We start from the raw sequence: 22,636 nt of genomic DNA on the forward strand, positions 1-22,636 counted from the left end.
TGCTATCCGACTTCGGTGGTTCGAGTCTGGTGGCGGGACCGACGACAACGGGGTCCGTGCCGCTGGCACGGACCCCGTTGGGAAGATCTGGGCTTACAGGTAAGCGCCGCACACGGGCCAAGCGCCGGGGCCCTGGGTGGCGAGAACATTCTCGGCCACGCGGATCTGCTCTTCACGGCTGGCGCCGCTCGGGCTGCCCGAACCGCCATTGGCGGACCAGGTGCTCTGCGTGAACTGCAGGCCGCCGGAGAAGCCGTTACCGGTGTCGGTGCCCCAGTTGCCGCTGCTCTCGCACTGGGCAACAGCGTCCCAGTTGTGGCCGGCGGCCGACGCGGTGGCGGTGGACAGACCGAACGGAACTGCGGCGATGGCACCGGCGACGGCGGCGATACCGAGGGCGCGGGTGAACTTGCGGTTCTGAGTCATGTGTTTTCCTGGCTGCGCCCGCTCGGCTCCGGCGAACTTCCCGCCGTGTCCCTGCCCCCAGCGATGTCGGGGATCCTCGGAACCGCGGGGCAGGGTTACCGGCGTTCGGCGGTTCGCGTTCGAGCCCGTCTCGTTGATCAGGGCTGTCGACGACGGTAGCGAAGAATTCGCGGCAGATCACGTAGAGATAACGTCCGAATTGCCTGAAGCCTGGCGCCAGAGTTTTGATATTCCCGCAGTTCGAATGGGTGAAAATGTATATCTGCGGCAAGGCGTGATAGTTACGTTATGTGTTCGGGATCACTGCGAAATAGTGACCTGCATCGCCCGCTCCCGGCGAATCCTGGGATGAATGTCCGGTTCGGCAGCGGTTTCGGCATGCCTGCCAGCTGTTACGCATGGTGCAGCAGTTATCTGTCGGGGTAATTGTGAATCCGATCGGCTTCACGGGATCGAACAAATCGAGCCATCCGACATGGCGATTGGTTTGGCAACGCCTGATAGAAGCGGCGGAGCTGATACGGGAATTTGGGCCCGTAGCGGGCTTATGGGGACCGGATGCCCGATAAGGTCCGACGATGACGAGCGCACATGGCTCCTGCAATTGGGTGTGCGTTGTCGCTAACGGCGATGTGAGGTTTGTGGCACCGCCTGGGTGGTCCCGTGATCAGCCGTACATCGTCCCAGGCATCCGTGCGCGATTGGGAACGGCCGCGCTCCATTGCCGACATAGTTCTCGACGTTTACCTGCATCCGGCTGCCCGCTGGTCGCACCCAGCTACCCGGTGGTCGCCGCTGCGGCTGGTGATTGCTGTCGGACTGGAAGGCGGCTTGGTCAGTCGCTGGGGGCTCGGGCTGGGGGCGGTGTGTCTTCGGGGATCTCGTCTTCGGGGTGGATTCGGCGTAGTTGGCCGTGTACGACGATGTAGCCGTCGAGGGGGTAGGCGATGTCTTCGGCGGTTGGGCGATCGGCGGGGCGGACGGGGATCGGTGCGGGTGCTTCGATCGGCTCGGATCGGTGGTGGCCGGTGTATGGGGCGACGGGGGCGTCGGTGTCGGTGCGCGGGAAGAGGTAGCGGGCGCCTTCGCGGACCGTGGTGTGGATGTCGCCGGTCGGTGCGGTCCATTGCAGGCGGTCCAGGTCGGCGCGCCAGGTGCGCCAGGGGAGTCTCTCGTTGTCCGCCAATGTCTTCAGGCGACGGTGGCGGGTGCACAGTACGGCCAGGTTGGTGCGAATGGTTCGTCCGCTGCGGTCCGACCGCCGGTCGTTGGCGTGATTGTGGTCCAGTTCGGATTCTGCGGCGGGCATGACGCAACCTGGGAAGCGGCACATGCCGTCGACCGCGCGCACCTCACGTTCCAGTCGCGGCGACGGCAACCATTTTGCCGCCTCCTCGGCGGCGGGCCGGGCGTCGTCGGTGGCCGATCGTTCCGGAATCACCTGGAAGCGAGCATGTTCGGCCAGAATCCTGGCCAGCGCCGCGTCGATCGGCCCATATCCGGCCAGAAAAGCCGGTGCCTCCTGAATGCCGAGCAGGGTATCCGCCGGGATCCCGATCTGGATCAAGGGCCTGCGCGGCTTCTCGATCGGTATCCCGAACTTCGAACACCGCGCACCGCGCGCGCACTGGCACCGCAGCCGCCCCGACCCATCCGCCAGCGCCACCAGGGCGTCGGCCCGCCGCTGCGGCATGCTCCGTGGATCCGACGCGCACACCTGCAGACTCATCTCCCGCAACCGCATCGCAACCGTCTGCGCACCCGGCGCGGGTAGCAACCCGTCGAACACCGCCATGCCGTCCTGCACCGCCCGCAGCCGCACATCCCGCTCGTCCTGGCGCAACTCCCGCCGCCGCTGCGCCCCGCCGGGATCCAATCGCGCCGCCCACCGCCGCGCCGCCTGCCGCAGCCGCACCGAATTGTTCCGCCCCGCCGCCTCGAGCAGCCGTGGTTCGAGAACGTCCAGCACCTCCCTTGCGACCGCTCGGGTGTTGTCCACGATCACCCGCACCTTCGCCAGATCGATCCGCCCCGCGGCAAACGCCGCCCGCGTCTGCGGCAATGAATCCTCCAGTGCCAGACCGATATCGATCAACGCCCCCGCCGTGCCCTCGTCGATCTGCAATGCCACGGCGGCCTCGCTGGCCGCGAACTCCCCGGCCCGCACCCCGCCTGGCCCCGGCTCCGCAGAATCGGCCCGATGCCGCCGATACAACTCCCGCACCGCGAATACCTCAGCGGCCTGCGCCACCGCCGCCCGCCCATGCGCCGCCCGAAGGGCATCGATCAGCCTCTCGTCACTCATGGACCCGAAGTCCACGGATGAGAGATCGTCGCTATCGAACATATGTTCGATTCTACGGTTCTGCAACCCCCTCCGCCACCCCTGAATCAAGGCGATTTGGTTGCCGACACGCCAGTGGTGTAACTTCGTTCAGGCAGTCAGGGAAACCTGAAAGCAACCACTCGGGGCTATGGCGCAGCTGGTAGCGCACCACACTGGCAGTGTGGGGGTCAGGGGTTCGAGTCCCCTTAGCTCCACAGAAACACCAGGTCAGGCCCGGTTTTTAACCGGGCCTGACCTGTTTTATTCGGCCCTACCCACGGTTTGCATCGGATTCTGGATGGGCCGGTGGGGTGGTGATCGAGGGCATCCGAAAGCGCAGAGCCGAGTTTCGGTGCGCCCGATATGCGGCAATACAGGGCGATTCCTAGATCTACTGGCACCTCAGCGGATACGGGCCGCCCGAGCGCCCGGCTGCATGTGCGGATGCCCGGTTGGCGTAACTCTCGTTCAGCCGCTCAATTCGTCGGCGGCGTGGGGGTACCCCATCCACGCCGGGAGTCCTGGCGAGCGCGGTCCTTTGTACAACGCGATCTGACGCGGAGTAACGGGATCCACGCCTCCAGTGCGGAGCCAAGCGAACCTGCCGCTAAGTCATTCAGGGCCGGGTCAGTCCTGTCCGGTAGGCGATTACAACCAGTTGTGCGCGGTCGCGCGTGCCCAGTTTCCGCATCGCGTTACCGACATGGGTGCGGGCGGTGGCAGGGCTGAGATGCAGTGCGGTACCGATCTCGGCGTTGCTCATGCCTTGGCCGACCAGCGCCAGCACTTCGCGCTCGCGCTGGGTCAGCACGGCCAGCGTCTCTTCGGCGGCCTGGGTGGCGGTTTGCTGCGCGGTGAACTGGCTGATGAGGCGTCGGGTGATGCGCGGCGCGAGGAGCGCGTCTCCGGCTGCGATCACCCGGATGGCGTGTAGCAGCTCGGCCGGTCCGGCGTCCTTGAGGAGGAAACCGCTGGCACCGGCCTGGAGTGCTTCGAAGACATTCGCGTCGGTGTCGTAGGTGGTGAGGATGAGGATGCGGGTCCGCTCGAGCCCGTGGGTGCGGGCGATGTGGGCGGTGGCCTGGATGCCGTCGAGCTTGGGCATGCGGATGTCCATAAGGACGACGTCGGGGCGGGTCGCGCGGGCTTGCTCGATGGCTTCCGCGCCGGTGGTGGCTTCGCCCACCACGGTGATGTCGTCTTCGAGGTCGAGCAGCACCCTGAAGCCGGATCGCACGAGCCCTTCGTCGTCGGCGAGCAGCACCCTGATGGTCGCTGCGTTCACAGTCGCGACCCGGCGGGTGCGAAGGGCAATCGTGCCGTGACCTCGAATCCGCCGCCGATGCGTGGCCGGGCGTCGAGCTCTCCGCCCAGCAGCTGACAGCGCTCACGCATCCCGAGGATCCCACGGCTGGCGGCCGCGCCGGTGCCGGTCGGGAACCGCGCTCGCGGGTGCGGGTCCGCTGACGCCGGCCGCCCCGCATCGGTCACGCGGATCTGCACCGCGTCGGCATCGTGGTCGAGCGCGATCGTCACCCGGGTCGGGCCGACATGGCGGATCACGTTCGTAATCGATTCCTGCAGAATGCGATACGTGGCATAGCCCACCGCACTCGGCAGGGCGGCGGGCAGGTTTTCCTCGACAGTGATGTCGAGTCCGGCGTCGCGGGCCCCGATGACCAGTTCGTGGACCTGTCCGAGCCCGGGATAGGGTGCGCGCCCGTCATCGTTGTCGTCACCGCGAAGAACGCCGAGCACGGCCCGCATCTCACTCAGTGCCCGTGAGCTGGTCTGTTCGATGGTGCGCAGGGACTCGCGGGCCTGTTCCGGTTTCTTGTCGAGTACATGCGCGGTGACACCGGCCTGAACATTGATGATGGCTATGGCGTGCGCGACGGTGTCATGGACCTCGCGCGCGATCCGCAGCCGTTCGGCGTCGACCCGCGCCCGCGCGACCTCCTCTCGAGTGCGTTCGGCCAGTTCGGCGCGTTCCTGAGCGTCTGTGGCGATAACCCGCCGGGATCGGACGGACTCGCCGAGGGCCGCGCTCATCACCGACACACCGATGCGGAAATACACCCAGCCGATCGCAGCGCGAGGCTCGATGTCGGCGGAAGCGATCAGCCAGAAAACCGCGAGCACGAGGATGCCCACCCCTGCCGTCAGCAGCGACCGGCGCCCGTCGCCGTACGCCGCGAGGGTGTACAGGGCGACGAAGAGCGCGAGCCACGTGGGGCCGTCCGGAAAACCGACGAAGTAATACACCAGGCTGGCGAGCGCGGTGATGACGAACACCAGTAGCGGCCATCGGCGGCGGACGGCAACGGCTAGACCGCTCACGATCAGCAGGATGTATCCGAGGTATCCGAGGTCGCTCAGCGGACGCGACACCACCTCACCGGCATTGCGGACCATAGTGCCCTGCACCTGCATCACGGTGATGAAGAGCGTGAGCAACAGATTCTGCACCGCCGCAGGCAGGCGCAGCGTTGCCAGACGATGCTCTTCCATGTCGCGATCCTATGGTGCGCGGGTGAGGAAACACTCCCCACCGCCGCGCGGCCGTCTACGCCAACGGGCGTAGGTGGGAGCGAAATGGATACGGGGAATGGCGTATTCCCTGTCGATCGGAGGTGGAGGCCGGCGCCGCCAACGCGACGCATGATCTCTCTTGTGAATGTCGAAGCGTTGAGCCCCCACCGGCTCGGCCCCGTGCGCCCCGCATCGCCGTCACCGCGTTTCGACGCCTCTGCCGCTCGTCCTGGGCTCGAAGGAGAATCGCCATGTTCATCCATCACCTGTCCGCCGCACCCGCAGCCGCACACGTCTGGGTCGCGGTCGGTGGCTACGGTCCTAGCTCGGGGAGGTTCGGGGCCATGGTGGCCGCCGTCGTCGCTCTGACCAGCGTGGCCGTCGGCGTGCTTGCCGTGGTCCGCTCCCGCCGCGGCACCGGGCGCATTGAAGCAATCCTGGCCCAGGCTTTGGGGCTGACCGGTGTTGCGCTCGGCGTATGGCATTGGGCTCGGTCTGCAGCCGGCTTCGGAACAGGCAACGGGCGAGCCGGAGCGATCGTTGCCGTCGTGATAGCACTTGCCGGGATCGTCCTCGGCGGGCTGACGCTGGCCCGTGCTCACCGCACCGTCGCGCCCTCGACCGATCCGAAGATCAACTGACAGAAGTCATTAGAGCCGTCGGCTGCGAGTGACGGACCGCCTGGGTCCGCTATTCGTGGGAGCGAATCCGACGTGTGGCGCCGGCGTGAATCGTGGTCGTTACGACGCCGCGGCGACCGCTTGAATGGCGTGCAGCGGAGGCGTCGGTGAGGTTGTCGGCCCGCTGTCGGAAGTCGGACACGAAGGCGTGCAGTCCGAGCAGGCCGGGAGGCTGTGCGAGCACGGTTCGCATCGTTGCCCCGCTAGGGCACCAGCAGATACCACTCCGCGAACGGGCCCTGGATCGGCCAAGTGTCGGCCATGATCTTGGCCGGACCCATCCCCACCCACAGGTCCACGGTCACGGTGTCGCCCGGCGCCGCATCGGTGTGCACATACACATCTCGCGCCCGCGCACCCGCTGAGCCCACCCATCCCAGCATCACGTGATTGCCGCACGGCCCGCGCTGATAACCCAGTGGTGTCACGTGGCCGGGCAGCTACGGTGCGGCCTCCACCGCCACGCCGATCGTCCCAGCACAGAAATTCGCATCCCCGAAGGTGTAGAGCGTGGTGCCGAACGGCGCCCATTACGGTAGCGGATCCGCCTGCGCCGGCGTCGCGTGTATTCCACACATCAACGCACCGATCCCTGCCGACACCACGACCCCTGCCGCTGCTCGCCGCACTGTCATCAGTCGATGTCCTTCCTGCGTAACAACACTCGCGGCCGTACTATCCGCTCCAGCAATATAGCCCCGACGGATCCGCATGGCATCGCGGCGTATGACCGAAAGTCGTTCCGCCAGTTAGCATATCGAACCAGTTCGACCGCGTGGGAGTTCAAGCTTTCTCGTAGCCGCCGGGAGCATGGCATTCGCTGGCCGAGATCCCTTGGTCGGTATCAGTTCTGCCCGATTCCGGCGGGCTCGTAGGGACCGGCCATGTAGCTCGGAAGGGGCGTTTCGCTCTCGAACTCGGGTGATTGGTGTCGCGGATCCTCGGCTTTGCTGGATTGCTCCATAACTGTTCCTGCGATGCTAAGCGTTTATCAGTCGGCGAACTGCGGCAGCGACTTGCTCGGGTCGCTCGGCGGGGATGATGTGCTCGGAGACGGCGTCCTCGTATTGAGCGCCGACCTGTTCGGCGTATCTGTGCTGGTATTCGCGCATGAGGTCGAGATTGCGGGCCTGGTAGCGGGCGGCGTGGATCGCCGAGATGACGATGACGGCGGATTTCGGCGGTTCTGGTGGGCGGCGGCGGAATTCGTCGATCGCCCCCGCGACGGCCCTTATTTCATGCCGGGTTGTGGCGAGCCCGGCGGGGGTGAAGTCCTCGGACAGCATGGTCGCGTAGCTATCGGCGGGGAACTTGCGCCCATAGGAGCGGGTCAGCATCCGCATCAGCGGTGGGACGTGGCTGAGCGCCTGCTGCACGGCGAGGATTCGGTCGGTCTTCTTGGCGGTCGGCGCCCAATTGTCGTAGTTCGGAGCGGCTTCCGGTGTCGGGTCGATGAGGACGAGCCCGGACGGGGAGAGCGTTTCGGCGGCGCGACGGACGATCAGCCCGCCCATGCTGTGGCCTACCAGGATTAACCGGCGCGACGCGTGCGCCCGGACCAATGCCACCAGGGTGGCTGCCATGTCGTCGATGCTCTGCGGTTCGGCGGGGCTGCCACTGCGGCCGCGACCGGCCCTGTCATAGGCGACCATATGCGCGATGTCGCCGAGTAACGGCACCACCCGATCCCAGAGCGTCCGCCCGGCGCCACCACCGGATTCGAACACCACCAGGGTGTCCCCGGTGCCGGACTCTTCGAAGTAGATCTCGTTGCCGTTCACCGTCATTCGACGACCAGGAACATCCCGCATCGGGGTCACCCTTCCGTTTAATCCCAACTTTGGGAATGGTACCAGATATGGGATAGTTGAGGAATGGACCCGACCGAGTTGGTGCTGCACCCGGTGCGATTGCGCATCATCCACGCACTGTCCGGCGGCCGTTTGCGCATTGCAGGAGAGTTGTGCGACCGCATGCCCGATGTGCCCCGAACCAGCGTCTACCGGCAGCTCGGCCTGCTCACGGAGGGCGGAATGCTCGAGATCCGTGACGAGCGACGCGTGCACGGCGCGGCGGAACGCTCCTACCGATTGCGCCCCGACCGCCCGACCGTCTCCCCCGAGGTGAGCAGCGCGATGACACCGCACGATCAACTCGTAGTTACCCCACTCTTTCGTCATCGATGTGACGTCGACGTCGGGTGCCTACAGGGGGAGGACTGCTCGCGGAGCCGAAGGGGCATCGTCGGTCGCGTAGCCTTTTCCCTGCTCAGTCGTCTGCTCGGCGTCACGGACCGTCTCGGGCTCAGTGGCCGGGAGGCTGCGTTGCCGCCGGTCGACTTGACGTTCCGACGAGCGGCTCATTGAGGTTGAGTATTCGTTGTGGGGGGTGCGTTCGGGGTAGCCCGGTGGGGAGGCCGTGCAGTTCGATCCTGACGGGAGTTCCTCGCTGTGCGCTGTATTTCCTTTGTGGCCGAACGTAATTCGTTAGTATCGGAGCCGGGCCGGTGCGGCCACTTCCGTTGCCGTCGTGGGGGCGATCGTTGGTGTCGGTGCAGAACGTCGATGCCTCGCCGGACCGATGAGCCTCATGAACCTCTTTGTGGGGGTCAGGGGTTCGAGTCCCCTTAGCTCCACAAGAGCGGTCTTACTCGAACCAGTGACCTTTAGGGCACTGGGGAGAGTAGGGCCGCTTTTCACGTTTCGGCCGCTTCTGTGCCCCTGAGCCTGCCGTGTCCCTTGGTGGCATATCTGCCTTGCGTTCGCCACCTCATGGAGATCAGCGAACGGTTGCCTGAGTTCGTCAGATCGCACGCCGTCGACGTCCAGGTACATCTTCTCGTAGAACGCCTCGTTGAGGTGACGCCGAACGTCATCCACGCTGGTTTCGTAGAGCGAGCGAGGGTTCGTGATCAGCGTGAGTGCCTGCTTCAGTACCTCAGCACCGACCGCCAGCTCCGCGGTCGTCGCGGACAGTTGCTCCTCGATACCGGCGCGGTCTGTCCGGATGCGCCGCAGCCGTTCCTTGATCTTGGTTTTCGGCATCGCGTCGTCCACTGCCAGATCCACCAGGCGTTCTTCCTGTGCGTCCAACTCCTTGAGCCGTCGTTTCAGCCCAGCGTGTACCTCGCGGGTGCTGGCGGTTTCGTCCGCCAAGATTCCATCCAGGAGCGTTTGGGCTTCGGTGACGAAGTCCGCCGGTAGTTGCAAGCTGGCGTAGTGGTCGACGATGGCCTGTTCGACAACTTCGGCAGGCAGATACGGCAGATCGCATTCGCCGTCCTGGCGACCACGGCACAGGAAGTACTCGTAACGGTTGCCGCTCCTTCCTCTGGCCTCTGTGTAGATCAGGCGGGCGGTTCGTCCAACCGACTGGCACCGATCGCAGAACAGCCCACCCTTCAGGTAGTGCTGCAATACGCGGTCACGTTGACCTGGCCGACTCCGGAAGTTCATGACGTCCTGCACGCGGTCGAACAGCTCCTGTGTCACGATCGGTTCGTGGCGGCCTGGGTACAGTTCGCCGTCGACCTCGATCCAACCGGCGTAGTAAGGGTTCTGGAGCAGTTTGTGCCACAGCTGGAATGACACTGGCCGCTCGGGAATCTTCCCGCGCTGACGGGCGGTCAGGCCGAGATCGGCCATAGTGGCTTCCAACCGATCCAGGCTGTAGTCACCGGTGGCATACAGCTCAAAGGCTTTGCGGACCAACGGGGCGCGGTTCTCATCAAGCGCGACGGTGTTGATCTGCTTGCCCTCGAACTCGACCCGCACATTGAGGTAGCCGACCTTGGCGAACCCGAGCGTGCCGCCGTTGACAGCCTTGGTGCGCATCTTCTCCTGGATGTCCAAGCCTTGCAGCTTGTTCATCAGGTCGTTCATCACGTCGAGCATGCCTTCCATGGCCTCGGCGTGCGGACCCTCGCCGAAGTCCTCTTTGGTACTGATCAGCCGTACGCCCATTGCCTTCAGCTGGGTTTCGATGATCGCGGCATCGAACCGATTGCGGAAGGCACGCGACCGCATGTAGACGATGACGTACTTGACCTCAGGATGTTCGGCCAAGTAGCGCAGGAGCTTTCGGAAGACGGGGCGTTTGTCGATCGTCTTGGCGGATTGTCCAGGTTCGATGAACTCCTCGATGATCTCGGCGTTGATCGACTCGGCCTTCCTCTGCCCCCATTCGCGCTGGGTGAAGATGGACAGGCCGTCAGGGTCGATGTCGACGGCGGTTTCCAGCTGCCGTTTGGTGGAGACACGAAGCAGCAGAACGGCTTTCCCAGGTTGGACTGGGCCGCGAGCATGGCGTGTGGTCACGGAGGTCTCCTAACGACGCTGGTTGAGGAACGGAATAGTGATCGGCGTAAGGGCAGTGCGCAGTGGAATCCACTCCCACACAACACAATTAAGCTGGTCCGGATTGACGGCTAAGTTGACGGCAACGGAGCCAATCACATGTACGCGTATGTGGGTCCGTAGTTGTCCAATAACAGAGGTCAGTGATGGGTCCTTTACTAGCCTCGGGATTACTTTTAAGCAGGGTGTCGTGGGTTCAAGCCCCACTGGTCCCTCCATGGAAAGAAGTCGACTAAAACTGAGGTCGACTTTTTTCTTTGGCAAGATCTCTGTTGCACTTTCAGCAACGATTTCAACGCTTGACGGCTGAGTTTGACGGCTACGTGAGCCGTCAAACGCATCCATCAGCATCCGACCAACACGGTCGAGTGCCACTTGTTGAGTGGGCAGATCGGCGTGTTGGTAGATCTGCTGCGTGGTCGAGATATGAGAGTGACCGAGGATCAATTGCGCATCGCGCGCTGGCGCGCCCGTATCTTTCATCAGGGTGGCTGCACCATGCCGCAGGTGATGTAACTTGATCCGACGGACGCCAGCCTTCTCACACAGCAAGTGGAAGGCGCGAACGAAATTGCGTGGCCACAGCGGCATCCCGTTCCTGCCACGGATTATGATGTCCGCGATCTCCTCATCACTCAGACGCGTAGCTACAGCGTCATGGTTAAAGGATGATCCGCCGTGACTATCCAAGACTTGGATATCTCCTGGTACACCATCGGCATTCGCTACTTCATCAGGCAGTGCGCCGCGCTGCGCGTGTTCCTGATATTGTCGAAGTGCTTGCCGGACAACATCTAACAGCGGCAGATCGCGCTGACCGGCGATCGTCTTGACTGGACCAACTTCGAGATGATTTCCGATTTGTTGCAACTGCTGCCGAATGTGGATGACGTTGTGATCCCAGTCGATATCTTGCCAACGCAACCCCAAGACTTCACCGCGGCGGAGCCCATATACTCCGAGCATCAGGAAGGCTGGATATAGCGGATGGGATTGTGCGTAGCTGAGAAATCGGCTGCCTTCTTCGGCTGTCCACGGAGTGATCTCCTTGCGAGGAGCTTGCTCCAACTCTACGAGCCGCGCGACGTTGCGTGTCACCAGTTCCTCACGCATTGCTCGCGTGAGGGCGGCACTCAGAACTGTACGAATGAGTCGAACTGTCCTGATCGTTTTCCCATCGACCAGTGCCTGATTCAGTATCTGCTGCAACGTCGCGACGGTCAGTCGGTCCAGGGCATACGACCCGACCATCGGCTTGAGGTAGAGCCTGATCGTTGCCGAATACTGCTCCATCGTCTTCGGTCGGCGTGTGGTTGGTGCGATATCGCGAAGCCAATAGTCGAGATAGGTACCTACCGTCCAGGATTGATCAGGAATCGGGATGCCACGCTGGGCGTCGGCCAAGCGGACAGTGAGCTTGTTGTTCGCCTCCGCACGTGTTTTGCCGTACACACGAAGGCGACGAACCTTGCCGTTGATGGTTCCCAGGTAAGCAGCACCTTCCCAACGGCCATCCTTACGGCGGTAAACCGTGCCTTCGCCAGAGATCCGACGCCCGCTCACTGCTGGCCTCCGATACGAATGAGCTGCTGTATGTACCGATCTGTTTCGCCAGCAGGCACGAACCGACGTCGCCCGATCTTGACTGTGGCTAGCTCTCGCTGATGGATCAGGTTGTAGAGGTTGGACCTGCTAATCCGTAGGCGTGCACAAGCTTCCGCGACTGTGAGCAACTTCCCCGTACTACCGCCCGCCCGATTGTCTGCGAACTGCTCAATCAGCCAGTCCTTTTCGACCGACTGGCCCTCTGCCAGCCGAAGTGCCACCTGTCCGAGCACTTGGAGGGTGGCCTTCGTTCCTTCGTCGAGCCCCGTCATGCCGCGACTCCTACTGGAAGGCCGCTGAGCAGATGGCGACGTTCGCCGGATTCATTGGTGATGGAAAGCCCCGCCTGATCGAGCCGTTCCCGGATAAGGGATTCACTCACAACAAACAGGCGGGCTAATTCCTTCGTGGTGTGAACGCCGTTCCTCCAGGCTTGTTTCAGTAGTTCGGTCGGCACCAACAGGCACGCAGCGAAATAGTCCGCAGCCCGATCGGCAAGGCTTGCAGGGCATTCTGTTGGGCTACCGCGGTACAGTCGATCTACGTTGTCATAATCTAAGATGTGCTTGAACTCGCATGCAAGCGTGAAGCGTTGGGCTGCAATATCTGTGCGCGCCAGTTGGATCTCGAAGCGTCCTGAATGGCGATCCCACATCGACACGCCGGGGATCTCCTGATCAGTCTCGATAACCAGAAGGCGCTTAATTTCGGTGATGACCGTCGCCGGGATCGGCAGTAAGGGACTCCCGCTGAGCTTGTGGCGCCACACCAAGGCATCGGCTTGCTGTTCCGCCACCTGCATAGCGGTGGCAACCGATATGCGAGTGCGCCTTGGTATCAGGGAACGCAGCTCCGTAATGGTCAAGCCGTACTGCGCTTTGGTTGTTGGTGACGGTATTTGGGTTTTTCGGTTGATGGACAAGATTTTTGTCTGGAGCATGGCAGTTTCTCCTTCCGGGTGTCATTAGTCGTAGTGGGGCATTTCCTTTCGGTGTGTATGTTGGCGTGAGATGAATGTCATTATTTACACTTTAGGTAATCTCTCCTTTCGTTTTGATCGTAGGAAAGCGAGCTGAGATCCTGCTTAGAGTGAATCAGGCTGGCTGGCGCGGGGTGCGGAATTCTCCGCAGTCAAACCGTATTTGTCGGCGACATACTTGAGTTCGGCTTCCATCTCGCGCAGCACTTCATCGGTCGCGTGAGGGTAACTCTTGCGCAGACTCTGCTTGATCGTCGGAATAGTCATCCATCCTGCGGCGATAAATAGGTCAACGGTTGGAATTCCCAAGACGCGCCCGAGAGCACGCAAGGCATCCGGTGTTGGCTTGCTTACTGTACTTTGTTCGATGCGGCTTACGGTGGTGGTGGTCAAGCCGGAACGTCGAGCAACCTCGCGCACGGTAAGAGAGAGATGCTTGCGCTTGTCGGCAATTAAAATGCCTAAAGTGTCAGAGTTTCTGATGTTCTCCTTATTCATGGTGAAAGTCTCCGTTTATTCGCGTGTCTTTTACCATAACTCGCGTGTAGCTTTGAAGCAACACTTTTAGTCTAAAATTACAACGTTAAATAATTATTAACTATTGCAATTCGCCCATTTGTGTTTCATAGCGTTTTTTTACGTGGGGCCGATTGGTGGCGAAGAGTTCTGATACTCGATTCGCGTTCCTCCCGGCCCCACTTGATGGCATCGACAACGCTGTCGATGCCATCAACACCATGCAGGTGCCTTACGCCTCGTCTGCTCCCTCGTCTGCCTTTACGGTTCGGCGGGACTTCGGACGATTCGTGGGCTGTTCGCCGTCGTCAGCCGTCGGCGGTTCCGACGTGGCGAACAAGTTGGCAAGAGCAGCCTGCTTGGCTTGCACCTCCCGTTCCATCTCGGCCCGCAGCTGATCGGCCTTGGCTTGCAGTGCCGGATCGCGCTTGGCAGCCTCCAGGTGAGCGTCGACTGCATTCATCACCTCCTGGGCGATGCCATTGCCGCGCAACTGGCTGATCCAGGTCATCTGCGTATGCCGGTTGGGGTCGAGGTCAATCGCCACTCGCTTCTTCTGGCCTTCGGGGGACGAGTCATGGGGTGCGGACATTGCAACCTCCTCGGGTGCAAGCGGCCGGTAAGCGTTGTTCGCTTACGACGACGGCCGCACAGCACCGACGAGGTCAATGGTCGGCATCAAGGGGACGGGCCTGCGCGTGCCTTTGATCCCATCAGGCCGCCCTCACGTCTGTGTTGTGATCCGACGGCACCGGGTAGCCGGGGATGCTTATCGCTGAGTCGATTTCATTCCCCCAGGCGTCCCAGCCAGGCCACGGCCGGCGCGCGAACAACTCCAGGTACGGTCCATCGGAGATGCGCTCAATAACGGAATAGAACTCCTCCGGTTTCCTCGAATGCTCCTGTTGCACAGCGAACATCCATGTTGGCTGGCCTCGGAAGTTCACCGACACGTGACCACGGGTGCCGAGAATGACGTGCTCGGACATATTTCTGAGCCACTGGCCCAAGCCAAGTCGGGGCTTGATCCACGTGAGGGGCGACCGCGGAGTGAAACCCCATGCCTCCATGACGTCGTAGCCAGCGCGAAGGGTGCCGTTGGTCACCCAAAGCCACAGGAACGCATCGTCTTCGGCCAGCTCGGCGACCGGCAAAGCCTTGATCCGCTCGATGGTCATCAAGTCGTAGTGCTGACTGGCGCCCCAGCTGCCTTTCTGATTCGTCGGCCACGGTGGGTCCGCGAGCAGCGTCCGATACCTCCTCACCTGCTTGGTTGGGCTGGTCCTATCAATCTTCTTGTCTCCGTTCATACGTCACCTCCTCTCTGCATTAGTGGTATGAGTTCCTCCGGCGCGATGACATGGAACAGTTCGCTCGGCAGCTCACGATCCCGCTCGATGGCATCCCGTAGGGCCACCCGCCGCCGTTCGGCCTTGGCTGGGTCCTTGGCCGTCAGGCTCCAAATGATCTGGGGGAAGGCGCCATCGCTTCGCTCCTGCTCGATGCCCATCCGCCGGTACGCTTCGTAATCCCGGCACTTCTTGATCAACCGGGGGATGGTCTCGGTGCCGAGGTCAATCTCGATGAACCAGCTGTCTTCGTACTCGCTGTCTGCCGAAGCAACGGTTTCGGCGTACAGGTCCGGTTTGACAACAAGCCGGGCACCACCCATACCGACGTACGGCCGCCAGGCGGCTGGCTCCACTTGGCAAGCCAGCAGTTCCGAGTTGCCTGCCCGATGTGCCTGCACCAGTGAGACGTGTGTATCGGCGACGGCCAGCGTGTGCTTCAGGAACGTTTCACTCGGGTCGGTCATGTGCCGCCGCACCGGCCTGCCGGATTCGGCCTTGAGCAGACGTTCACCGTTGGTGTCGATGTAATGCACCATGCCTTGCGACCCGGCCCGGACACCACCAACGCGGCGATCCAACGCGCCCAGCAGCCGAAGCTCACGCAGACGGGAAAGCACCCGCTGAGTGATGCGGAGGCCCGAACCGGGCGTGAGTTCACCGAAGTGAAGCGCATGGATCTGGGCCACGGTGAGGAACCGATGCTCGGCCACAGAACGCAGGATTACCCAGTCCCTTTCGCTGATCGAATCGCCGATGGACCAGACGTCTCGCCGCACGCTGATACGCCGTTTGGGCCGCCCTGCTGGGAGTGTGGTGCCCGAATGGGCACCATCAGTCGTTACGGGAACGACGGGCGAATGGGAGCTGAGCGGGGAGGATGGGAGGGAGTGAGTCGACGTGAGATGGTGAGCGAAAAGGTGGTTGCCTTGGGCTCCCGTGGGACGGATTTCCACTCGAACCTCCAATCCGATCTCGTTACCGACGCTTCTCATGGCTGCCTCCGTCGCCGTCGCGGGGCCGTGGGTGCGTCGGAGGTCGGATCGAGCAGTTCAGCAAAACCCGCCTCTATTTCGTCCAGCGGCTGGCCATAGCGCTTACGGCTCAGACGGCGGATTTCGTTCGGGTCGCTGGTCTTCGGCGGCGGCGGGATGGTTGCCCCAGAGGCCCACGGCTGAACGCTGTTGTCCCTCACCACGCTGGTGTACACCGAATAGGCGGGCAGGTGGGTGAAGTCTTCGATGCTGAGCTTCGACTGTCCGGCAACCGCAATCTTGGCATCGTCCGGCTGAAGCTGGAAAAATACCTTTGACCTGGCATTATTCTTGAACGCCTCCAGCATGGACTTCGGCAGCTGGGCAATATGCTGGTGCGCCAGGTGGAAGCCAGCGCGCAACGACCGGGCAAGGGCCAACGCTTCGGCAAGATCATCCGAGAAGCGCAGGAATTCGGATACCTCGTCGACGTACACCATGACCGGCGTTCTTGAGTTTTCCGGTGTGCCAGCGCGTTCCAGGATGGATTGCCACAGCTCGTACAGCACGGCAGCCGCGAGCAACTGGGCCGACTCTGGACCGATGACACCCTTCTGCAAGGGCACCAGCAGGATCTTGTTCTCGTTCAGCACCTGCCGGATGTTGAACTTCGGGTTCCTCTGGGCCAGCACGGCGCGAAGTTGCTTGGTCATCAGCGGACGCAACTTGTTCGACAATGGCGCGATGATGCTGGCCGATGCTTCCGGAGACAGCGAGTCGTACCAGGCCCAGAACGGTCCTGCCGCGTACGGATCTTCGCGGATGACCTGCTGGGTCAAAGACCGCCGAAACCCAGAATTCGTGAGCAACAACGGCAGCATCACCAGGGAGGCATCATCGCGACGGGCCAGGACTTCCAGTGAGTTTCGCAGGATGTCGGCCGAACGGTGCCCCAGGCTGTCGCCGTAGATCGCCTTAAACATGCTGAACAGCGAATCGGCTACCACCTGCGGCGTGCGCCCGCCACGGTGGCTGCCATCGAGGGGATTTATCCCGATCGGGGCGCTATCCAGCGGATCGAGCAGCACCACGTCGTTCTTGCGATGTTCCGGAATCCGCGCCAGCACATCGGCCACAAGGTCTTTGGGTTCGATCACGACGACAGGACGGCCAGCTTCCATGTCGTTGACGATGAGGTTCAGGAACAGCGACGATTTGCCCACTCCTGACGGCCCCATGGTCCATAAATGCCTCATCGAGTCGACCACGCTGTACCCGATGGTTCCCTGTGCTCCAGGCGCGTTGGCGGTGGCCAGGATGCGCTCCCCGGTTTGAACGGCAGGTGTCGGCCGGACGGGTTTCGGGTGCTGTGGGGGTTGTCCGGGGAAGGAGGTTTCCTGATCGGAAATCGGCCACGCCACCAAGTGACTGATCTCAGGGACGCTGAGCCGCTGCGACGGCATGAAAAGGGGCCAATGTGACCGTGGCTGGTTGATCCGCCCGGCCTTCTCGTTGGTCAGACGGAGGTGAACACCGGCGCCCTCCACCGTCCCAACGGCGGCGGCCAGCCCGAGCAGCAGCACCTTTCGGCGTTCGGCTGACGGTGCATCAACCCCTATACGCAGGCTGGCCTGGAAGCCGAATTGGCCTAGTTTCCGTGTCAGCGCCTGGCGGGCATCCGGTCGACGCTCGGACTGAATGCCAGTGAACACCTTGGAGATGACCGTCTGTCGGCCGTTCGTTGGTTCGAGTGGTGGCAGGGTTGGTTGACGGCGCGGGCCAAGGATCACCTGAAGGACCAAGCGCTCGTGTCCACGCGGTGCCGTCATCGCCCCGAGGATCGAACGTTCGGAGGCAACACGGTCCGCAGGTTCGATCGGCCAATCCGTGGCAGTCAGCTTCAGTCGGCGGGCAGTCGTGATATCGGCGCGGTCCGTGCCGTCGAAATTGACGACGACCGAACCGGGAACTAGTTGCTCGACGGATCGGCGAACCGCCGTGGCGTGGCGCAGCTGGCTGCCCACCAGATACTCGATGCCGCGATTGTCGCTACGGGCTTCCAGAATCAATTGCGGGGCATGTTGTTCGGCCGCCCATTTTGTCAGGAGCCCGAGAGCAGTGGCTTCACGAAAAGGGCTGGGCCACAGAATGTATTGCCAGACGAGCGTGTCGGCGGCGAGGGGGAGAGGCAGCTGTTCATCGGTCATCCCGAACCTCCTTGCCCTCATCGGTCGTAGCAATATCGGTGTCGGTTTCTTCTGCGGCAGAAACTTTTTCGGCTTCCATCTCCGCCAGACCCATCGCGATGACCGCACGACCGAGTTTGCGCAGGTCCGGCGGATTGTGCTTGACGCTGCGGACTCGGATGTTGACCTGTGGCCGATTCGGCCGATTGCGCCCCTTGGCGGGACGACGGGGGTTGAACTTTCCTGATTTAGACATACCTCTCCTCCTATTCGAATTACGTTGATTAAGCGAATGAACGCGAATTACCCGGCGTTCGATGTGTAGCTTTCATGCAACACCTACAGTTCACTATGTGTTGCATTGAAGCTACAGTCAATGATGTTTGTAATTACTACGACACCGATATGGTGACCTCTGACAGAGGTGAAAACTTCGGTATTTCACCAACCTTGACGAAAGCGGCGGATCAGCATAATGACGCCCACAACGAGACCCGCGATGCCCAGGACACCGAAAATGATGAGAAGCACCGGCCAGATAGATTCCAGGACCGTCAACGCTCCGTAGATCGCGATCATGCCGACAAAAATCGCGATACACCCTCGTTTGAAAGACTCGGCCATACCTTCCGGTTCGCTGCTCACTGGCCCCACCGCCGTACCCACGTCACGGTTTCGCTGGCGATGACGCCGGCCAACTCGATCGTTCGCTGGCTGGTGGATGGTGCCTCGTTCAGGCGCAGATTCGCGTAGCGGTACAGCGCATCGGTCAGTTCCAGACAGCGGTCCAGCACGAAGTTGATCAGGTCACCCGCGGCGGCGACATCATCGCCATCGAGCGGTGCGGGCCGTGGGTGTTTGATCAGTTCGGCTCGTTGTTCGCGAAAGTGGTTGGTGGTCACATGGACTCCTCTCGGTCGATGGGCTTTGAATCAGTGCGCAGCTTGGCGATGAGGCGATCCAGCGCCGAGGTATCTACCACTGGACGCGGCGACAGGAACGAATGCGGCGGCTGCCCATCAGGAGCGAGGAGGTCCGCACTCCAGCCGCACCCCTGGTGGTAGCTCCGAGATAGCAGCATCAGCTGATTCGCCCCTTGGATCGGGGCGCTCATCTTGGTGCGGGTGGTGTCGTAGATGGCTTCACCCTTCTGGCGAAGGACGTCCAACTCGGGGGTCAACCGGTCGATTCGTTCGTGCAACTGCTGCTTCCGCGCGGCCACATCGCCCAACTGTCCTGCGAGCAGGTCAATTTCATCGGTCAGCCGCGAACCGTCCCGGAATTTGCTGGCGAAAACTACGACGTCCAGCGCCAGCACGATCACGCAGAAGAACATCCCCAAGACCCAGGCGCCAATGGCGTCACCACCAGCACCGATGCTGTCGTGAACGATCCTGTAAGCCATCAGGATTCCCGCGCAAACAGTCACGAGAATCGCCAGAACCAGGAAGCACAGCGGGATACTGCGCGCTTGCCCCTTCGGTATCGCCAAGTGCCCGTTGTGATCCTTATAGTCGCGCAAGTCGTTGGCGAAGAAGTGGAGCGCGATGGAGACAACCGCCGTTGCGAGAACAGCGAACGCTACGCTGGTGAGCAAGGGAATGATGGACTGCCCGATGGCCGCCCCGTCGCCACTGGACACGCCCGCCAGGTCAACATTCATGATCATCGCGATGAAGTAGAAGATCACTGGGAAGTCGGCGAACGGCATCCACGGCACCAACCGACGCAGCCAGTCCTCCGCTCGCTGATGCTTGATGCTGCCCCTTGCTGTTTCGGCTACTACCAAGGCAGACGCTTCCGCCATCCTTTCGTCGGCCTCGGCAACGGTCATGAGTTCGCCGTCCTGGCCGACAATCTTCTGCTGATCGGCTCGCTGGACGTCGAGGCGCAGACCGGCCACCTTCGCCTGAACCTGCATGTACCGATCGACCACCTCGCTAAGCTGCTGAACCCCGCGGTCACGCAGGTGTTCGGCGGCGGCAATGCCTTTGCTGACGTACAGCGCTTCCAGGTTGGTCAGAGGGGCCGATGAACGCGGAACCCCGATGCGCCACTGCTCTCGCACCAGCGCCAATGCTGGCGTGATACTTCGGCGGACGATGGGTTGAGCGGTCAGGGCCGACGTGGCGATATGGCGGAGGGGCACCTTCTTCTTGGTGTAGATCGCCGACGCTCCGGCCGGTCTGGCTGGTGGCTTGGGACGGCGTTTCAGTGTTCGAACAGCCATGCATGCACTCCTTTCCTGCTGGTAGTTGCGGGAATGATCCGGCTCACCGGCTGCCCGCCCGGTGATACGTCAACTCGCATCTGCGGTTGAACCGTGCTTTGCTCTCGTCGAACTGGCCATCGGTGAAATTGATGACAACCGGTTCACGATTGCCGCGGCCGGTGACACTGCCGAGGGCATCCTTGGGAAGGCCAAGTGCTACAAGGCGATCGGCAACGGCGCGAGCACGCTGGCCGGAGATATCGCCGATTTCGTTACCCTGGCCGAGGTCTGCCACGTGGCCCGCGATGTCGATAGATCGCACGTTGCATCGCCTGGCAGCTTCCACGACCGGGCGCAAGGTGTTGTCGGCGTCGTCGGGCAGAACGGCACTGCGGGGGGCGAACTGCAGCACTTCATCGCTGAGGCTGGCCCACACGGGACAACCGCCGTCCGTCACGCTGGTCGACAGGGGTACGACCGGCACTGGCAGTTTGGCGATAGGGGCATCCATCCCCGATGCATCCGTGACGGCCGTACAGGTGGCACCAGCACGAGCACACATCGCCAACCACAGTCCCGTGACCGCATCACGAGATGCCGGCGAAAGCCGCAGCTGGCTTCCTGCGGCAGCGCCGAGGTTATGGAATGTCACGTGACGGCCGGACAGGTTCGGAAGCAGCCCTTGCGCGTCAACGGCATCCACCACTGCGGCTGGCTTGAAGTTCCAGCCGAGTGCCCTCATGTCCACCGGATCTTCTGTCGATATGCCGGATGACACAACATGAATGTTGTTGCTCGGCAGCTCGCTGGCCCGGTCGAGAAGAGTCAACAGATCCAGGCCGGGACGGTCGGCGGTCACGTCGGCTATCTGACGGGCAAGGTCATCCAGCGCTGCCACGATCTTCCGATCACGTTCGGCCGGAGCGTGTTCGATTTGGTTGCCGCGCATCGGGGCCAAGTCCTTTGCGAGGATGGCACCGGCCCCCGAGCTGATGACATGAACGGTGGCGTCGCCTGCATTTTTCGCCTGCGCTGCCTGTTCCGAGAGGCTGGATCGGACCGAGGCCGGAAGCGATGGCCGGGGTTCAGCGCTGGTGGCGGTCAGGACAAATGTCACGGATTGCGTTGATGCCGAGGGGTTTGCGGGGGCGCAGGCGGTCAGCAGGCCGATGGACAGGATGAGAAGGACCAACACCAGAACGAGCCTGGGTGGAATAGGGGGAGGGCTGATCAAGCGACAGTTCGGTGGTTTATGGGAACGGTTCAAAGTGGGCTCCTTTGCTGTAGGTAGGACAAAAGGAATTACGAGACGGAGCATTGCCGGAACGGTGGGCGGCACCAGCCCCAGCTGATGCCGCCCACCGCAAAGGGATTTAGGCATCACCCCCGCTGGCGTCATGACCGCAGGCTGCACATCGGTAGACCACTGGCCTGCTGTGTCGTCCATGACGCGGTTGGGCGAGCCGCAGCTTGACGGTCGCTTCCAAGGAAACGAGCAAGTACGACGCCATGAACAGTGCCCAAGCGGTGACCGTTGGTTCCATCGTCGTTTTCCTTTCAGCTCTCCGGTCGGAGAAGCTGAATCATTTCTAAACGCTGACCGTTTGGACCGAAAGATACGTTTTTGGTCCAAACGTTTGGGCCAGGCGGAGGGTGTCGGTCCAAACTATTTACATAGCACCCAAAAAGCCCATAATGGTACCTAGATGAATAATCATGAATTCAATCCGCCGTCAGCTGAACGGGAGCGATCGCCGCCAGACACCTATTTCGACCTTGAGCCGATGCAGGATGATGAGATAATTTTTCTGCAGCGAGCTATTACTATGAATATGCATATGGGCTGGCGTCCAGGCGAACGTTTTGATTCGTTCGAGATCGGCGACGATCTCAGCTATCACGTATACCGCGCTATGCGCGGACTTGCCGCCAACGATCCTGAGCGTGCGCGGAATATCATTCATCGCTGCGCAACAAGTGACATCGACGATGATTGGCGCTTCGCTGCCGAGACTGTCGGATATCTCGTGAACTATAATTATGAGTTCGTGAAGGAAACTCTTCTGAGGTTTATCTCTGATAGCGAGAAGTACCAGCACGAACTCGCGGTACAAATAGCACGCGAGAATACCATTCCCCGCCTGATGCATGAAAGTCTTACTCCCGAGCAAATCGAGGATTTCAACCGCAGCCTGGAGGATGCGGGAGACGACGCAGTCTCGCCGTTCGAGATCGCGCAGTGGGCTAACTCGGATTACCACCAGTGGGGCTGAGGCTAGCGGCATAATGGTGGAGTGCCATCACAGCCTCCTCCCCAGGACCTGGCGTCTCTCACGGATCTTCGGAAGCAGCTCGCGCAAGCAGCGAGGCAGGGTCTCGATGATGCCTTCACTCATGCCAACGATCACGTGAAGTACCGTGCCTTGGCGCAGGTGCTAGAGATCATCGCGGGGGCAGAAAGATGGAAGGTCAAGCCGGACAAGCAAGCCCGGAGAA

General features: G+C 61.9%; 23 protein-coding genes and 1 tRNA gene. 4 read left to right on the top strand and 20 right to left on the bottom strand.

Features of this window, described 5'->3' with window-relative positions; all coding sequences use genetic code 11:
- Window positions 1-93 precede the first annotated feature (93 nt).
- Window positions 94-426: a transglycosylase family protein gene (locus ACQP2D_RS09490; RefSeq protein WP_433683339.1), complete on the bottom strand. Its 333-nt coding sequence runs from the start codon at window positions 424-426 to the stop codon at window positions 94-96.
- Window positions 427-1,261: 835 nt separating this feature from the next.
- A complete protein-coding gene (locus tag ACQP2D_RS09495) occupies window positions 1,262-2,731 on the bottom strand; it encodes a DUF222 domain-containing protein (RefSeq protein WP_433683340.1) in 1,470 nt (489 codons plus the stop codon).
- Between the two features lie 163 nt (window positions 2,732-2,894).
- On the opposite strand from ACQP2D_RS09495, the gene ACQP2D_RS09500 reads away from it, so the two are divergent.
- A tRNA-Ala gene (locus ACQP2D_RS09500) sits at window positions 2,895-2,967 on the top strand.
- A gap of 401 nt (window positions 2,968-3,368) precedes the next feature.
- Here the strand turns inward: ACQP2D_RS09500 and ACQP2D_RS09505 are convergent.
- Window positions 3,369-4,037, bottom strand: coding sequence for a response regulator transcription factor (locus ACQP2D_RS09505; protein WP_433683341.1), 669 nt, complete (start codon window positions 4,035-4,037; stop codon window positions 3,369-3,371).
- Window positions 4,034-5,263 carry a sensor histidine kinase gene (locus ACQP2D_RS09510; protein WP_433683342.1) on the bottom strand — a complete coding sequence of 410 codons (1,230 nt, stop codon included), beginning with the start codon at window positions 5,261-5,263 and terminating at the stop codon, window positions 4,034-4,036. The genes ACQP2D_RS09505 and ACQP2D_RS09510 overlap by 4 nt, the downstream gene beginning before the upstream one ends.
- Before the next feature lie 122 nt (window positions 5,264-5,385).
- On the opposite strand from ACQP2D_RS09510, the gene ACQP2D_RS09515 reads away from it, so the two are divergent.
- Window positions 5,386-5,925: a DUF6223 family protein gene (locus ACQP2D_RS09515; protein WP_433683343.1), complete on the top strand. Its 540-nt coding sequence runs from the start codon at window positions 5,386-5,388 to the stop codon at window positions 5,923-5,925.
- A gap of 242 nt (window positions 5,926-6,167) precedes the next feature.
- On the opposite strand, the gene ACQP2D_RS09520 is transcribed toward ACQP2D_RS09515, so the two are convergent.
- Window positions 6,168-6,335 carry a hypothetical protein gene (locus tag ACQP2D_RS09520; RefSeq protein WP_433683344.1) on the bottom strand — a complete coding sequence of 56 codons (168 nt, stop codon included), beginning with the start codon at window positions 6,333-6,335 and terminating at the stop codon, window positions 6,168-6,170.
- 609 nt (window positions 6,336-6,944) lie between these two features.
- Window positions 6,945-7,775, bottom strand: a complete 831-nt coding sequence (locus tag ACQP2D_RS09525) for an alpha/beta fold hydrolase (protein ID WP_433683345.1) — start codon at window positions 7,773-7,775, stop codon at window positions 6,945-6,947.
- A gap of 63 nt (window positions 7,776-7,838) precedes the next feature.
- On the opposite strand from ACQP2D_RS09525, the gene ACQP2D_RS09530 reads away from it, so the two are divergent.
- Entirely contained in the window at window positions 7,839-8,330 is a 492-nt protein-coding gene (locus ACQP2D_RS09530) for a helix-turn-helix domain-containing protein (RefSeq protein WP_433683346.1), read from the top strand.
- Between the two features lie 120 nt (window positions 8,331-8,450).
- On the opposite strand, the gene ACQP2D_RS09535 is transcribed toward ACQP2D_RS09530, so the two are convergent.
- The 14 genes from ACQP2D_RS09535 to ACQP2D_RS09600 all read right to left on the bottom strand — a co-directional run bounded on the left by ACQP2D_RS09535 (window position 8,451) and on the right by ACQP2D_RS09600 (window position 21,335).
- On the bottom strand, window positions 8,451-10,280 hold the full coding sequence (locus ACQP2D_RS09535) for a recombinase family protein (RefSeq protein WP_433683347.1): 1,830 nt from the start codon (window positions 10,278-10,280) through the stop codon (window positions 8,451-8,453).
- A 9-nt stretch (window positions 10,281-10,289) separates the two neighbouring features.
- Window positions 10,290-11,882 (bottom strand): tyrosine-type recombinase/integrase, encoded by a 1,593-nt coding sequence (locus ACQP2D_RS09540; protein ID WP_433683348.1) that lies wholly within the window; start codon window positions 11,880-11,882, stop codon window positions 10,290-10,292.
- The gene (locus tag ACQP2D_RS09545; RefSeq protein ID WP_433683349.1) at window positions 11,879-12,196 is read right to left on the bottom strand and encodes a helix-turn-helix domain-containing protein; all 318 of its coding nucleotides are present in this window, start codon (window positions 12,194-12,196) and stop codon (window positions 11,879-11,881) included. The genes ACQP2D_RS09540 and ACQP2D_RS09545 overlap by 4 nt, the downstream gene beginning before the upstream one ends.
- The gene (locus tag ACQP2D_RS09550; protein WP_433683350.1) at window positions 12,193-12,864 is read right to left on the bottom strand and encodes an ImmA/IrrE family metallo-endopeptidase; all 672 of its coding nucleotides are present in this window, start codon (window positions 12,862-12,864) and stop codon (window positions 12,193-12,195) included. Before ACQP2D_RS09550 ends, ACQP2D_RS09545 begins: the two co-directional genes overlap by 4 nt.
- 144 nt (window positions 12,865-13,008) lie before the next feature.
- Complete coding sequence (locus tag ACQP2D_RS09555) at window positions 13,009-13,401, bottom strand: helix-turn-helix domain-containing protein (RefSeq protein WP_433683351.1); 393 nt, start codon at window positions 13,399-13,401, stop codon at window positions 13,009-13,011.
- Between the two features lie 250 nt (window positions 13,402-13,651).
- The gene (locus tag ACQP2D_RS09560; protein WP_433683352.1) at window positions 13,652-14,011 is read right to left on the bottom strand and encodes a hypothetical protein; all 360 of its coding nucleotides are present in this window, start codon (window positions 14,009-14,011) and stop codon (window positions 13,652-13,654) included.
- A gap of 121 nt (window positions 14,012-14,132) precedes the next feature.
- Window positions 14,133-14,729 (bottom strand): MT-A70 family methyltransferase, encoded by a 597-nt coding sequence (locus ACQP2D_RS09565; protein ID WP_433683353.1) that lies wholly within the window; start codon window positions 14,727-14,729, stop codon window positions 14,133-14,135.
- Entirely contained in the window at window positions 14,726-15,547 is an 822-nt protein-coding gene (locus ACQP2D_RS09570; RefSeq protein WP_433683354.1) for a replication-relaxation family protein, read from the bottom strand. The genes ACQP2D_RS09565 and ACQP2D_RS09570 overlap by 4 nt, the downstream gene beginning before the upstream one ends.
- A 212-nt stretch (window positions 15,548-15,759) precedes the next feature.
- Entirely contained in the window at window positions 15,760-17,949 is a 2,190-nt protein-coding gene (locus tag ACQP2D_RS09575) for a type IV secretory system conjugative DNA transfer family protein (protein WP_433683355.1), read from the bottom strand.
- On the bottom strand, window positions 17,939-18,184 hold the full coding sequence (locus ACQP2D_RS09580) for a hypothetical protein (protein ID WP_433683356.1): 246 nt from the start codon (window positions 18,182-18,184) through the stop codon (window positions 17,939-17,941). The genes ACQP2D_RS09575 and ACQP2D_RS09580 overlap by 11 nt, the downstream gene beginning before the upstream one ends.
- Window positions 18,185-18,369: 185 nt before the next feature.
- Window positions 18,370-18,573, bottom strand: a complete 204-nt coding sequence (locus ACQP2D_RS09585) for a hypothetical protein (RefSeq protein ID WP_433683357.1) — start codon at window positions 18,571-18,573, stop codon at window positions 18,370-18,372.
- On the bottom strand, window positions 18,570-18,830 hold the full coding sequence (locus ACQP2D_RS09590) for a hypothetical protein (RefSeq protein ID WP_433683358.1): 261 nt from the start codon (window positions 18,828-18,830) through the stop codon (window positions 18,570-18,572). Before ACQP2D_RS09590 ends, ACQP2D_RS09585 begins: the two co-directional genes overlap by 4 nt.
- Complete coding sequence (locus ACQP2D_RS09595) at window positions 18,827-20,158, bottom strand: hypothetical protein (protein WP_433683359.1); 1,332 nt, start codon at window positions 20,156-20,158, stop codon at window positions 18,827-18,829. Before ACQP2D_RS09595 ends, ACQP2D_RS09590 begins: the two co-directional genes overlap by 4 nt.
- Before the next feature lie 43 nt (window positions 20,159-20,201).
- On the bottom strand, window positions 20,202-21,335 hold the full coding sequence (locus ACQP2D_RS09600; RefSeq protein ID WP_433683360.1) for an OmpA family protein: 1,134 nt from the start codon (window positions 21,333-21,335) through the stop codon (window positions 20,202-20,204).
- 511 nt (window positions 21,336-21,846) lie between these two features.
- Here ACQP2D_RS09600 and ACQP2D_RS09605 point away from each other — a divergent pair.
- Window positions 21,847-22,413, top strand: coding sequence for a hypothetical protein (locus tag ACQP2D_RS09605; protein WP_433683361.1), 567 nt, complete (start codon window positions 21,847-21,849; stop codon window positions 22,411-22,413).
- The last annotated feature ends 223 nt before the right edge of the window (window positions 22,414-22,636 follow it).

This window comes from Nocardia sp. CA-119907 (genome assembly GCF_050955995.1).
Taxonomy (GTDB): domain Bacteria; phylum Actinomycetota; class Actinomycetes; order Mycobacteriales; family Mycobacteriaceae; genus Nocardia.